The sequence below is a fragment of the Lentzea sokolovensis genome (assembly GCF_033949975.1).
Lineage (GTDB): Bacteria > Actinomycetota > Actinomycetes > Mycobacteriales > Pseudonocardiaceae > Lentzea > Lentzea sokolovensis.
Map to the genome: position 1 here is coordinate 515,718 of NZ_JAXAVU010000008.1, position 13,270 is coordinate 528,987.

The 13,270-nt window shown below is 69.2% G+C and carries 14 protein-coding genes; 3 read left to right on the forward strand and 11 right to left on the reverse strand.

The window, feature by feature from the left end:
* Positions 1–12 precede the first annotated feature (12 nt).
* From SK854_RS17120 to SK854_RS17130, 3 genes are all read right to left on the reverse strand, one after another.
* Positions 13–489 (reverse strand): Dps family protein, encoded by a 477-nt coding sequence (locus SK854_RS17120; protein WP_093594463.1) that lies wholly within the window; start codon positions 487–489, stop codon positions 13–15.
* Positions 490–504: 15 nt separating this feature from the next.
* A complete protein-coding gene (locus tag SK854_RS17125; protein WP_065915251.1) occupies positions 505–927 on the reverse strand; it encodes an organic hydroperoxide resistance protein in 423 nt (140 codons plus the stop codon).
* Positions 928–1,008: 81 nt separating this feature from the next.
* A complete protein-coding gene (locus SK854_RS17130) occupies positions 1,009–1,584 on the reverse strand; it encodes an NADPH-dependent FMN reductase (RefSeq protein WP_319976083.1) in 576 nt (191 codons plus the stop codon).
* A gap of 65 nt (positions 1,585–1,649) precedes the next feature.
* On the opposite strand from SK854_RS17130, the gene SK854_RS17135 reads away from it, so the two are divergent.
* Entirely contained in the window at positions 1,650–2,702 is a 1,053-nt protein-coding gene (locus SK854_RS17135) for an alpha/beta hydrolase (RefSeq protein WP_319976084.1), read from the forward strand.
* On the opposite strand, the gene SK854_RS17140 is transcribed toward SK854_RS17135, so the two are convergent.
* Genes SK854_RS17140 through SK854_RS17170 form a run of 7 tightly spaced genes read right to left on the reverse strand, consistent with a single transcriptional unit; the run spans position 2,678 to position 10,896 of the window.
* The gene (locus SK854_RS17140; RefSeq protein ID WP_319976085.1) at positions 2,678–3,853 is read right to left on the reverse strand and encodes an MFS transporter; all 1,176 of its coding nucleotides are present in this window, start codon (positions 3,851–3,853) and stop codon (positions 2,678–2,680) included. The two genes, SK854_RS17135 and SK854_RS17140, sit on opposite strands and share 25 nt — an antisense overlap.
* The gene (locus SK854_RS17145) at positions 3,850–5,040 is read right to left on the reverse strand and encodes an MFS transporter (protein ID WP_319976086.1); all 1,191 of its coding nucleotides are present in this window, start codon (positions 5,038–5,040) and stop codon (positions 3,850–3,852) included. Before SK854_RS17145 ends, SK854_RS17140 begins: the two co-directional genes overlap by 4 nt.
* A 38-nt stretch (positions 5,041–5,078) precedes the next feature.
* Positions 5,079–6,485 (reverse strand): gluconokinase, encoded by a 1,407-nt coding sequence (locus tag SK854_RS17150; protein WP_319976087.1) that lies wholly within the window; start codon positions 6,483–6,485, stop codon positions 5,079–5,081.
* A gap of 8 nt (positions 6,486–6,493) precedes the next feature.
* On the reverse strand, positions 6,494–7,948 hold the full coding sequence (locus tag SK854_RS17155; RefSeq protein ID WP_319976088.1) for an ADP-ribosylglycohydrolase family protein: 1,455 nt from the start codon (positions 7,946–7,948) through the stop codon (positions 6,494–6,496).
* Positions 7,949–7,962: 14 nt separating this feature from the next.
* Positions 7,963–8,526 carry a hypothetical protein gene (locus SK854_RS17160; protein ID WP_319976089.1) on the reverse strand — a complete coding sequence of 188 codons (564 nt, stop codon included), beginning with the start codon at positions 8,524–8,526 and terminating at the stop codon, positions 7,963–7,965.
* Positions 8,527–8,569: 43 nt separating this feature from the next.
* Entirely contained in the window at positions 8,570–9,634 is a 1,065-nt protein-coding gene (locus SK854_RS17165) for an aspartate-semialdehyde dehydrogenase (protein ID WP_319976090.1), read from the reverse strand.
* Complete coding sequence (locus SK854_RS17170) at positions 9,631–10,896, reverse strand: aspartate kinase (RefSeq protein WP_191302409.1); 1,266 nt, start codon at positions 10,894–10,896, stop codon at positions 9,631–9,633. Before SK854_RS17170 ends, SK854_RS17165 begins: the two co-directional genes overlap by 4 nt.
* 104 nt (positions 10,897–11,000) lie before the next feature.
* Here SK854_RS17170 and SK854_RS17175 point away from each other — a divergent pair, with 104 nt between their 5' ends.
* The gene (locus SK854_RS17175; protein ID WP_319976091.1) at positions 11,001–12,224 is read left to right on the forward strand and encodes a hypothetical protein; all 1,224 of its coding nucleotides are present in this window, start codon (positions 11,001–11,003) and stop codon (positions 12,222–12,224) included.
* Positions 12,224–12,784 carry a nitroreductase family protein gene (locus tag SK854_RS17180; protein ID WP_319976092.1) on the forward strand — a complete coding sequence of 187 codons (561 nt, stop codon included), beginning with the start codon at positions 12,224–12,226 and terminating at the stop codon, positions 12,782–12,784. Before SK854_RS17175 ends, SK854_RS17180 begins: the two co-directional genes overlap by 1 nt.
* Here the strand turns inward: SK854_RS17180 and SK854_RS17185 are convergent.
* Positions 12,770–13,270, reverse strand: coding sequence for an NUDIX domain-containing protein (locus tag SK854_RS17185; RefSeq protein ID WP_093594499.1), 501 nt, complete (start codon positions 13,268–13,270; stop codon positions 12,770–12,772). The two genes, SK854_RS17180 and SK854_RS17185, sit on opposite strands and share 15 nt — an antisense overlap.

Below are 13,270 nucleotides of genomic sequence, written 5' to 3' on the forward strand. Positions count from 1 at the left end.
CCGACTGAACTGTCAGGCCGACTGGGCCTGCCACATCCAGTGCGCCTGCTCCAGTTCCTGCGTGATGCCGATCAGCAGGTCCTGGGTGACGAGGTCGGGCTTGTCGGTCTCGTCGATGCGGGTGCGCATGCGGGAGATCAGCGACGCCAGTGAAGTCGTGATCGACTCGACGACCTGGTCCTCCTTCAGCCAGCCGGACGCGATCTCGGGCACGCCGGACGACGCGGCGATGGTCTTCGCCGTGCCGTTCGGCGTGACGCCGAGAGCGGCCGCTCGCTCGGCTACCTGGTCGGCGGCGTTGCGCGCCAGGACGACCAGTTCGTCGAGCTGAAGGTGGACGCTGCGGAAGTTCTTGCCGATCACGTTCCAGTGCGCCTGCTTCCCGATCAGGGACAGGTCGACGAGGTCCACGAGTGTCGCCTGCAGGATCTTGCCCACCGCGTCGCGGTCGGCGTCAGCCAGTGGGCTGGTGATCGGGTTCTTGGCCATGGTGAAACGCGCCTCCTAGACGGTGACGGTGAGCGCCACCTCGATGTTGCCGCGCGTCGCGTTGGAGTACGGGCAGACCTGGTGGGCCTGCTCGACGAGCTTCTCCGCGACCGCCTGGTCGAGTCCGGGGATCTTCACCGCGAGCTCGACGGCCAACTGGAAGCCGCCGGCGCCGTTGGAGCCGATCCCCACCTTGGCGGTTACCTCAGAAGAAGCGACCTGAATCTTCCCGGCGCGCGCGACGGCTGCGATAGCGGAGTTGAAGCAAGCCGAGTAACCGGCCGCGAACAACTGCTCCGGGTTGGTCGCGTCGCCGCCGGGGCCGCCCATCTCCTTGGGGACCGACAGGACCTCGTCGATCACACCGTCGGACGAGCGAACCTCGCCGTTGCGGCCTTCGCCGTAAGCAGTCGCCTCAGCCGTGTACAGCGCTTCCATTCCGCTCTCCCTTGAGTCAGTGAGTAAAGCCTTTCACTCAGGGAGAACGCATCGCGCACGACTTAAATGCCCCGTCGTGACTCAGTTCACGTCGAGTTGAGACGCCTGCCGCAGGGCGAACTCGGCGACCTGCCGGCCGATCACCCGCAGATTCCGGTCGACGTCGGCGTCGGAGCAGGCACCGTCGCCGTCGAACTTGACCTGCGCGGAGTTGATCGCGGCACCCAGCGGCGTCGGCCAGCCGCGCAGCGCGTGCACGATCGAGCGCACCGCTGCCAGCGTGTTCACCGCGGCCTGCCAGCCGTACGCGGCGGTGATGGTGCCGACCGCGCGGCCGTCGAGGTACGGGCGATCGTCGTCGCGCAGGTCCTCGATGTAGTCGAGGGCGTTCTTGACCAGGCCGGACACGGTGCCGTGGTAGCCGGGCGACACGACGATCACGCCGTCGCACCTGCGCAGGTCCTCGACCATCTTCATGGCGATGTCCGTGCGATCCGGGACCGACGGGTCGTAGAACGGAAGCACCAGGTCAGGGCCGCTGTATTGGATCGTCTGCGCACCGAGCTCGCGCGCGCCCTCCAGGGCCACCCGCAGCGCCCGCTCGGACTGCGAGTCGGACCTGATCGAGCCCCCGATGCCCACCACCGTCACCGTCATGACAACGATCCTTCCACCTCCAGATACCTGGAGATCCAGCACTACTCGCGAGTAACCTGCAACACATGTCGAACTTCCAGGCGGCCGTGATGGCCGGTGCTCTGCGCTTCGCGTTCGGTCTCCCCGGCCCTGTGCGCCGCCTCATCGCCGGCAGTCCGATCCGCTTGGACGGCCAGGACCTGCACCCCGAGGCGCAGTTGCTGCTCAGGCTCCAGCAGGTGTCCGGGACGGAGTGGCGCACGAAGACAGCATCCGAGAGCCGACTGGACCTGGAGTTGAGTTCGAAGCTCGTGGCCGGCCCGAAGATCACCGGGGTGGGTGCGCGCGACCTCACGATCGGGGAGTTCGCCGGGCGCCTCTACACGCCGGACGGCCTCGCGGACGGCTCGCCGTTGTTGATCTTCTACCACGGTGGCGGCTGGGTGACCGGAAGCCTCGACAGCCACGACAACCTGTGCCGCTTCCTCTCCAGGGAGGCCGGTGTCCGCGTGCTCGCGGCCGACTACCGGCTCGCCCCGGAGGCCCCGTTCCCGGCCGCGGCCGACGACGCCGCCGAGGTGCTGCGGTACGCGATCGCCAAGGCCGAGGACCTGGGCATCGACCCGAAGCGGATCGCGCTCGGCGGGGACAGCGCGGGCGGCAACCTCGCCGCGGTGACCGCGCACGCGGCCGAGATCGACCTGGCGTTCCTGCTGCTCTTCTACCCCGGCGTGGACGCGTCGGTGCGCCGCCGGTCACGCGAGATCTTCGGCAACGGGTTCTTCCTGACCGACGAGAAGATGGACTGGTTCCTCGACCAGTACACCGAGGGCGGCAAGGACCGCCACGACCCGCGCCTGTCGATCATGCTGGCCGAGGACCTGTCGAAGCTGCCCCCGACCTACATCGCGACCGCGGGCTACGACCCGTTGCGCGACGAGGGCGAGGCCTTCGCGGAACGCCTGGCGGCCGAGGGGGTGCCGGTGGTGCTGCGCAGGCACGAGGGCCTGTTCCACGGCTTCGCGAACGTGCTCGGCGTCGGCGGGATCTTCCGCGAGGCCGTGTCCGAGGCCGTAGGAGCGCTGCGGACCGGCCTCGCGCTGGCCAACTCCGCTCAGGACGTGACCGAGACCGCCTGACGCTGCCGCGACAACACCCAGCCGACGCCGGCGACCACCAGTCCGGCGAGACCGGCGACGACGAAGCCGAGCGGGGGCCCGCTGTGGTCCACGGCGAGCCCCGCGAGCGGCTGACCCGCGGCGACGCCGAACGTGAACGCGGAGCCCTGCAGCCCGAGCGCCAGCCCGCGCGCCGTGGGTGGCGCGCTCTTGGCGATCAGTTCGGACGAGGCCGTGATCGTCGGCGCGCACGCGAGGTTCATCGGGATCAATGCGAGCGCCAGCAGCCACACGCTGCCGTCGCCGAGGCCGACCGGTATCTCCAGCAACGCCATGCACGCCAGCAACACGACACCGGTCGGCACCCGTTTGAGGGTGCCGTAGAAGAGCCCGCCAAGGGCCGATGCCGCGCACATCACGAAGAAGATCAGCCCGAGCCAGCTCTGCTGCCCCGTGCGCTCCAGTGACGCGATCGCGGAGATCTCCATGCCGGACAACACCATCGTGGCGCCGAACGGGATGATCAACGCGGCGATCATCGGCCCGCGCAGCCACTCCCGCAGCTTCGGAGGCGAGCCCTCGACGACGTCGTCCTCGTGCAACAGCACGGGATTCACGACGAACAGCACCGCGCTCGCGGTCAGGATCGCCAGGCCGATCACGACGAGCGCCGTGCCGGTCGAGAACTTCGTCGCGATCAGCACGCCCGCCGCGGGCCCGACCATGAACGACAGCTCGACGGAGATCGAATCCAGCGAGAACGCGGGCCTGCGCTGGGGCTCGGGCACGATCGCGGTGAGCGCCTGCCGTCCGATCGACATCACCGGCACCGCCACGAGCCCGTTGGCGAACGCCAGCACGAGCAGCACGTAGTAGTCCATGAACGGCGCCGACAGCCAGAAGGCGCCTTCGAGCACGCTGAGCGCCAGCACGAACCGCAAGCCCTTGCTGTCGACCAGCTTGCCCATCAGCGGCGACCCCAGGCCGAGGCCGATCATGGTCGCGAAGCCCACCGTGCCGGCCGCCGCGTAGCCCTTGTCGAGCGTGGTGACGACGTGCAGCGTCACCGTGACGCCCGCCGCCGTCGGGGGGATCCTGGCGAACAGCATCAGCAGCATCAGGGGACGCACCCCCGGCAGCGCCAGGACCGACTTGAACGGGGCGAGGTTCACGAGGACATCGTCGCCCCGGTGGCAACCGGTTTGCTCTGCCGGGCGAGCAGCCAGGCGACGCCCGCGACCAGCAGCCCCACCACCCCGACGATCGCGAACCCCGCCGGAGCGCCACCCCGGTCGACCGCGACCCCGGCGAGCGGCTGGCCGATCGCGTTGCCCACGGTGAACGCCGACCCCTGCAGACCGAGAGCCAGGCCACGAGCGGTGGGAGGCGCAAGCCTGCTGATGTGCTCACCAGAGGCAGCGATCAACGGAGCGCACATGAGGTTCATCGGCACGAGGAGCAGGCACAGCAGCAGCACGTTGCCGTCGCCCAGACCCACCGGAATCTCCAGAGCGGCCATGAGCACCAGCAACACCAGGACACTCGGCACCCTCTTCACGCCGCCGTAGACCAGACCGCCCACGATCGACGCCGCGCACATCGCGAAGAACACCGCGCCCAGCCAGCTCTGCTTGCCGATGTGCTCCAGCGACGCGATCGCAGAGACCTCCATGCCGCCGAGGCAGACCGTCGCACCGACGCACACGACCAGCACGCCGACGATCCGTCCGCGCATCCACTCGAGGATCTTCGGCTGCGGCCCGTCGACGACCTCGTCCTCGTGCACCATCGGCGGGTTCGCCCAGTACAGGAACACTCCGGCGACCAGGATCGAGCCGCCGATGAACAGCAGCGCGGCGTTCGTGGAGAACTTCGTCGCGACGAACACGCCGAGCGCGGGCCCGCCCATGAACGACAGCTCGACCGAGATCGAGTCCACCGACAACGCGATCCGGCGCCGGCTCTCCGGCACGAGCGCGGTGATGACCTGGCGTCCGATCGACATCATCGGCACGCCGAGCAGCCCGACGCAGAACGACGTCACGAGCAACGTCCAGTAGCCCATCAGCGGCGCCGTCAGCCAGAACGCCGCCGAGGCCGTGACGCTCACCGCCAACATGGACCGCAGACCACGCGCGTCGATCAGCCTGCCCATCAGCGGGGCGCCCAGCCCCATTCCGATCGTGCCCGCCGCCCCTACCAGGCCCGCCGCGCCGTAGCCCCGGTCCAGCGTGACCGCGACGTGCAGCGTCAGGATCACGCCCGTTGCCGCCGGAGGCATCCTCGCGAAGAACATCAGCAGTGCGAACGGACGGACTCTGGGCAGCATCAGCACGTGCTTGAAGGGGGCGAGGTCCACACCGCCATCCTCACGTGGATGGCAAAAGGTTTTCCTTGCTAACGATGTGATTCGTCGTACAGGTCTTCCAGCGCCCGGTACGCCTTCACGACGAACGGCCGTGCGTTCGCGTACCTCTCGATGGCGTCCTCGTCCGGTGTGATCGTCTGCGTCGGCTGCACGAGGTCGACGGTCAGCGACTCGATCTCGCCCAGCGCCCGCCACGCCAGCAGAGCAGCGCCCACGGCCGAACCGCCGCTGTCCTCGGTGAGGTGCAACGGCATGCCGAGCGTGTTCGCCAGCGTCTGAGCCCAGATCGGCGCGCGGAACGCTCCGCCGGTGATCCTCAGCGAGTCGACCCGCGGCACGGCGTCCAGCACGAGCGCCAGTTGCTGGCACACACCCTCGACCAGTGCCTTGGTGATCTGCGCAGGGGTGTGTTCGCGACGAAGGCCGAGCAACGCGGCGTGCGCGGTCGGGTCCCACCACGGCGCACGCTCGCCCAGCAGATACGGCAGCGCGACGAGACCGTCCGAATCGACGTCGGCGGCCTGCTGAAGAAGCTCGCCGACCGGAACGTTGAACGTCTCCGCGGCCCACTGGGCGACCACGCCGCCGTTGCTGATCGCACCGCCACGGACCCAGAGGCCCTCGCCGATGGCATAGCTGAAGGTGCGGCCTTCTTCGTCGACGCCGGGTCCCTGCTGCGCCACGCGGAGCGCGCCCGACGTGCCGAGCGAGACCGCGCCGGCTCCCGGCGTGGCCGCGCCGACACCGAGGTTGCCCAACGGCCCGTCACCACCGCCGACGATCACCGGGATGCCCTTGCGCAGGCCGGGAATCTCGGCCGTCAGCGGCGTCGAGTGCGTGGGCTCGACCAGCGGCGGGAGTTGGTCCGCGGTGACGCCGGCGAACTCCAGCGACGGCTCGTGCCACTGCAGGGTGTGGATGTTCATCAGGCCCGTGCCGGAGCCGGACGAGTGCTCGTTGAGCAGCTCGCCGGTCAGGTGCAGGTGCACGAAGTCCTTGATCTCGCACCACTTCGCGGCGCGGACGCCGTTCTCGTGGAACCAGGCGAGCTTCATCAGCGGCGTGAACGAGTGGATCGGCGCACCGGTCTGCTGGTGCAGTTCACGTCCCTCGGCCGTGCCCCGCAGGCGTTCGGTCTGCTCGACCGCGCGGTTGTCGGCCCAGCTCAGAGCGTCCGTGACCGGCGTCAGGTCCGAGTCCAGGCCCATGATCGAGTGCATCGCGCCGGTCAGCGCGATCGCTCGGACGTCCTCCGAGGCCAGCTCACGCAGTGCGTCGAGTGCCGCGTCGAGCACCTGCTTCGGGTCGTGCGTGGCTTCGAGACCGCTGGTGCGCATGGGATAGGCGCGTTCGGTCGACGCGACGACGCGAGCCTGCGCGTCCACCGCCACGACCTTGGTCGCCGTCGTGCCGAGGTCCACCGCGAGAACGAGCATGACCCACCCTAGGACGGCGGATACCGGACGAACCACTCCTGTCCCACCGGCGCGGCGGGGCTGGTCTCCAGTTCCCAGTCCGCCACCATCCGGTCGACGACCTCGCGGAACTGCACGCGCTCGACCCAGTCCGGGCGGATCTTCTCGACGCCGTGCAACGCGCCGGCGAGGTTGCCGCACATGGACGCCGTCGAGTCGTTGTCGCCGCCGTGATTGACCGAGAGCAGCAACGCGTCGTTCGGATCGTCGGTGACCAGCACCGAGTACAACGCGATGGCGAGCGCCGTGTCACCGACGCCGCCACGGCCCAGTTCCTCGACCCGCGCCACGCTCGGTGGGCCGAGGGCCGCGAGTTCGAGGGCGTGCTCGATGGCCGCGACGACCTCCTCGTGGCCTTCGCGCCGGACGAGCGAGTCGACGGCGACGTCCAGCGCGTCCGCAACGTCCTTGCCGCGCAACAGTTGGTGCACCAGCACGGCGAACACGCCCGCGGACAGGTAGCCGCTCGGGTGGCCGTGCGTCAGCGCCGCGTTGGCCGCCGCCAGCGCGAACACGACCACCGGATCGTCGTCGGCGAAAGCCACCGGCGCGACCCGCATGACGCCGCCGCAGCCCTTGGAGTCGTTGACGGGCTTGGTGATCGTCGCCTGCTCGCCGGTGCGGGCGTACTCCTGCAACGCGCTCGTGCACGTGAGTCCCGGTGCCCGCATCCGGAAGAGCTCCTGGTGCGAGATCAGCCAGCCGTCCGGTTCGTCCACAGTGGAATGAATGCCTCGGGCCTTGTCCCACGGCGTTTTCTGCGTGTGCAGCCAACGCTGGTACGCGTTCTGGGTGAGGCCGGTGATGTCGCGCTCGCCGGTGATCCGCTGCCGCACGTGCGACCGGATGATCGCCTCGAACGTGAACAGCGTCATCTGGGTGTCGTCGGTGATGTCCGGCTTCTCGGGCAGGTCCGTGATGCCGTCCGGCCCGTGCCGTTCGTAGACGACCTCCATCGGCAGGTTCTCGGTGTTGGCACCGAGCGCGTCCCCGATCGCGCCCCCGATCAGGCACCCGCGCAACCGCGAACTGTCCTTGTGCGGCACCACGAAGAACCGGCGCCCGTCGGCGTCGGCCCAGCGGCTGGACTCCCGCGTGGCGGTCGGCCGTTCCCCGCAGCCGCAGATCCGCATGTGCTGCGCGGCGGCGTCGGCCAGTTCCACGAAGTCGAACTCGGCCTCGAACGGCAGGCCCGGGTTGAAGTGCAGTTTCGGCTTGCTCGCCACGAGCCTGCTCAGGACCGTGTGCAACGGCAGGCGGATCCACTGCTCGACGCCCGCCGGCAGCCGTGACTCGTCGGTGTAGACGTCGAGGACCTCGCGGTCGCTCATCAGGACTTCGCCGGGAACGAGCAGCTCACCGTGCGCGGCGTTGTGCCCGAAGCCGTTCACGTCGTCTTCGTACTCGTGCAGGAGTTGCTCCATGGGAGCCAACGCCCTCACCACGACCTCCGGTACAGCTCTTCGGCGACGAGCCGGACGTCGTGCTCGGGACCGCCCTCCAGCGCACCCGCGATGGCCCGCGCGACACCACGGCCCTCACCACGAACGGCCTGCGCCAGCGCACCCGCGGCGGTGAAGACATCGGCGTCCGGCGGTTCGAGCTTCGACGTTGTGAAGAGGTGTGAGGCCAGCATGATCACGACCTCGGCGGCCGCGGAGTCCGGGCCGTGGGTGAGCTCGACCAGCTCACGGATCCGATCGGCGTCGAGCCGTCGCACGGCGGCGGGCAGCGCCCAGATCAACGCACCGGACCCCTGCGACCTGATCTTGCCGCGATAGCGGTTCTTGACCAGGTCACGGGCGCTCTGCCAGGACACCAGGTCGGGCTGAACGCCGGGCTCCGCCGCCCACTGCGCCAGCGCCGCGGCCGGGTCCTCCGCCGAACACGCCGCCAACTGGCCGACGAGTCCTGTTCGGACACCCGCGCTGAAAGCGAAACCCTGATAGGCGGCCACGACCTCTGCGAGCCGGGGCGGCCTGATCCACTCGATCTCCCCCATCGCCGTCAGACCCTACCGGGCCCGACGGCGACAGGAGCGACGGTCAAAGGCGCTTCGCGAGCTCTTCCGCGACCTCGTAGGTGTTCAGCGCCGCACCCTTGCGCAGGTTGTCACCGCACACGAAGAAGTCCAGCGTGTTCGGGAAGTCCAGCGCCTGACGCACGCGGCCCACGTACGTCGGGTCCTCGCCCACGGTGTCCGCGGGCGTCGGGAACTTCTGCGCGGCCGGGTCGTCGACCAGCACGATCGTCGACTGCGACTCGAAGATCTTGTGCGCGGCCTCGACCGTGATCTCGCGGGCGAACGTCGCGTGGACGGACAGCGAGTGGGTCGTGACGACCGGGACGCGGACACAGGTCGCGGAGACCTTCAGGTCCGGGATGCCGAGGATCTTGCGGGCCTCGTTGCGGACCTTCAGCTCCTCGGACGACCAGCCGCCGTCCTTGAGCGAACCGGCCCACGGCACCACGTTCAGCACCAGCGGAGCGGGGAACGGCGAGTCCTCCGCGGACAGACCGGCGGCGGCCAGCGCCTGCGCCACGTCGCCCGCGGACACACCCGCCTCCTTGCCCGCCAGCGCCGCGATCTCGGCGTACAGGCGGTCGATGCCGGACTGGCCGGCACCGGAAGCGGCCTGGTAGGAGGCCACGACGAGTTCCTTGAGCTCGAACTCGCGGTGCAGTGCGCCCAGCGACGCCATCATCGACAGCGTCGTGCAGTTCGGGTTCGCGATGATGCCGCGCGGACGATCGTTGATCTTGTCCGCGTTCACCTCTGGCACGACCAGCGGCACGTCGGCGTCCATCCGGAACGCGCCGGAGTTGTCGATCGCGACGGCACCGCGCTCGGCGGCGATCGGGGCCCACTCGGCGGAGACCTCGTCCGGCACGTCGAACATCGCGATGTCGACGCCGTCGAACGCCTCGGGCGAGAGCGCGATGACCGTGACGTCCTGGCCACGCACGTTGATCTTCTTGCCCGCCGAGCGCGGGGACGCGATCAGCCTGATCTCGCCCCACGGCACGGAGGAACGGGTGTTGATGATGTCGATCATCACGGTGCCCACGGCACCGGTCGCGCCCACCAGCGCGAGAACGGGGGCGGTCATCGTCCAGTCCCTGCGTAAACGACGGCCTCTTCGTCGGTGCCCAGGTCGAACGCGTCGTGCAGGGCACGGACGGCGTCGTCGAGCTGGGTGTCGCGGCAGATGACCGAGATGCGGATCTCCGAGGTGGAGATGATGTCGATGTTGACGCCGGCCGTGGCCAGCGCCTCGCAGAACGTCGCCGTGACGCCGGGGTGCGAGCGCATGCCCGCGCCGATCAGCGACACCTTGCCGACGTGCTCGTCGTAGAGGACCTGGTCGAACCCGATCTCGCCGCGGGCCTTCTCCAGTGCCGCCACCGCGCGCGGGCCGTCGTCCTTGGACAGCGTGAACGTGATGTCGGTGCGGCCGGACGCGGCCTGCGACACGTTCTGCACGACCATGTCGATGTCGAGCTCCGCCTGCGCCACGACGCGGAAGATCTTGGCCGCGATGCCGGGGTGGTCGGGAACTGCCGTCACGGTGATTTTGGCCTCGGACCGGTCGTGCGCGACGCCGGTGATCATCGCCTGTTCCACGGGAAGGTCCTCCACTGAACCGGACACGATGGTTCCGGTCTTGTTGCTGAACGAAGAGCGGACGTGCACGGGGACGTTGTAGCGCCGGGCGTACTCCACGCAGCGGAGCATCAGCACCTTGGCGCCGCAGGCGGCCATCTCGAGCATTTCCTCGTACGTGATCGTGTCGAGTTTCTTCGCGTTCGGCACGATGCGCGGGTCGGCGGTGTAGACGCCGTCCACGTCGGTGTAGATCTCGCACACGTCGGCTTTGGTCGCGGCCGCGAGCGCCACCGCCGTGGTGTCGCTGCCGCCACGGCCGAGCGTGGTGATCTCCTTGGAGTCCTGGGAGACGCCCTGGAAGCCGGCGACGATCACGATGGCCCCCTCGGCCATCGCGTCCTGGATCCGGCTCGGTGTCACGTCGATGATCCGCGCTTTGCCGTGCGCCGACGTCGTGATCACGCCGGCCTGCGAGCCCGTGTAGGAGCGCGCCTCGGCACCGAGCGAGTTGATCGCCATCGCGAGCAGTGACATCGAGATGCGCTCACCCGAGGTGAGAAGCATGTCGAGTTCACGCGCGGGCGGCACCGGCGAGACCTGGCGGGCGAGATCGAGCAGCTCATCAGTCGTGTCGCCCATGGCGGACACGACGACAGCGACGTCGTTCCCCGCCTTCTTGGTCGCGACGATGCGCTCGGCCACGCGTTTGATCCGCTCGGCGCTTCCAACCGATGAACCGCCGTACTTCTGGACGACGAGCGCCACCGACCTGACCTCCTTCGCGCGACTAAAACCCCACGTCGAAGGCAGCCTACCCGGACCACCTGGTGAGACTCTGGAGCCGTGATGCGCGTGACTACTCTGTCCGGGTGTCGTCGAGTGCCGATGTCGTGGAGGCCCCAGCAGCCGTGCATGAGAGCAGTGCGCGCTCACGGACGGTCGATGCGCTCAGACATCCGGCCGCGCTCTGGACGGCTCCCGCGCTCATCTACCTGATCATTCGTCAGGTCGGTCTGTTCGTGCTGCAGCTCGTCGTCGAGTACCAGAACAAGCTCACCGGCAAGGCCGACACCTCGGTCGACAACCTGAAGTCGTGGGACGGCGACTGGTTCCTCGGCATCGCGACCGGCGGCTACAACGGCGTCCCATCGCCCCCGTACGACGCGTTCGGCCGTCGCACCGCCGAGACCCCGCTCGCGTTCTTCCCCGGCTATCCGGCGTTGATCAGGTGGGTCGACGGCCTGCCGGGCGTGGACGTGGTCGGCGCGGCCTTCGCGGTCAGCCTGATCAGCGGCGTCTTCTGCGCCTACGGCCTGTTCGTCCTCGGACGGGTGGTCCGCGACGGCTCGAACCGCACGGGCCTGATCCTCGTGACGCTCTTCGCCGCGTCCCCGATGGCCGTCGTGCTGTCGATGACCTACTCCGAGGCGACGTTCTGCGCTTTCGCCGTCTGGGCCCTGGTGGGTGTGGTCAAGAAGCGCTGGATCCTCGCCGGCGTCTGCTGCGCGGCGGCGGGCCTGGTCCGCCCGACCGCGGCGGCGCTGATCGTGGCGGTCGGACTGGCCGCGCTGGTCGCGGTGATCGCCGACCGGAAGGACTGGCGGGCCTGGGTCGGCGGTTTCGTGGCCCCTCTCGGCATGCTCGGCTACCTGGGCTGGGTGGCCGTCCGCACCGGCGATCTCATGGGCTGGTTCGGCGTGCAGCAACGGGGCTGGGGCTCGAAGTTCGACGGCGGCGCGGCCACCTGGGACTTCGCCTGGGGTCACCTCGGCAACCCGCGCTCGATCCTCGAGACCGGCACGGTCTGGCTGCTGGCGCTCGCGATCGTCCTGGTCTTCTACGCCTTCCAGCGCCGTCTGGAGTGGCCGCTGATCGTCTACGGCCTGGGTGTCCTGGCGATGGACCTCGGCTCGAACGGCCTGATGAACTCGAAGGCGCGCCTGCTGCTCCCCGCGTTCACCCTGCTGCTCCCCCTGGCCCTGGTCCTGGCGCGCCGCCGTCCGTCCACGGTCCTCACGGTCCTGGGCATGGTGACGCTGTTCAGCGCGTGGTTCGGCGCCTACTCCCTGGCCGTTTGGCAGTATGCGATCTGATGAACGAGCTGATCTCGAAGCGCTGGAGTCCTCGCGCCTTCTCCGCTGACGCAACGGTTTCCGACTCCGAACTCCGCACCGTGCTGGAGGCGGGCCGCTGGGCCCCGTCGCACGGCAACAGCCAGCCGGCCCGGTTCGTGGCGGGGCACCGGGGCACCCCGACGTTCGACGCGATCGTCGAGACCCTGACGCGGGGCAACAAGACGTGGGCGCCCCGCGCGTCGGTCCTGCTGATCGGCTGCGTGCTCACGACCGACGACCGCGGCGACATCCCGAACGTCGAGTTCGGTCTGGGCCTGGCCATGGAGAACATGGCACTGCAGGCCGTCGAGCTCGGCCTGATCTCGCACATGATGGGCGGCTTCGACAAAGCGGCCGCGCACGCCGCGTTCGGCATGCCCGGCGACGTCCGCCCGCTGGTCGCCATGGCGCTCGGACGGCACGGTTCGCTCGCCGACCTCCCAGAGGACCTTCAGGCCCGCGAACAGCGCGAACGCAAGCGCCTGCCGCTGTCCGAAACGGTCTTCACCGGCACCTGGGGTCAGTCAGAGTTCAGTTGAGAAGTACTTGGTCGCGACGTCGTTGTGCAGCGGGAACGCCAACGGCACGCACTCGAAGATGATCGCCCGTTCGGAAGCCTCGTCGTTGGGCACGAACGGCGGCATGTCCTCGGCGTTGATCGCGGGCGCGGTGGCGAACATCAGCACCGTCCCGCCGTCCGGCGTGGACACGAAGTGCAGGGGCCGCAGGTCGTCGGGCGGAATGCGCACGCCCGCTTCTTCCTCGAGCTCCCGCACAGCACTCTGCTGCCAGGACTCACCGCGATCCATGAACCCGCTGACGAACGCCAGCTCCCCGACCGGCGGAATCGCCCGCCGCACGGTGAGCAGCCCGGTCCGCGGCCCGTCCTTCACCGGGACGAGCAACACCACAACGGGCGAGGGATTGGCCCACACCATGTGCCCACAACTGGCGCACCTGCGCGGGTACGCGGCCGTGTCGGCGTACTGGGAGCCACAGCTGTTGCAGAAGTCGTCGCGCGCCAT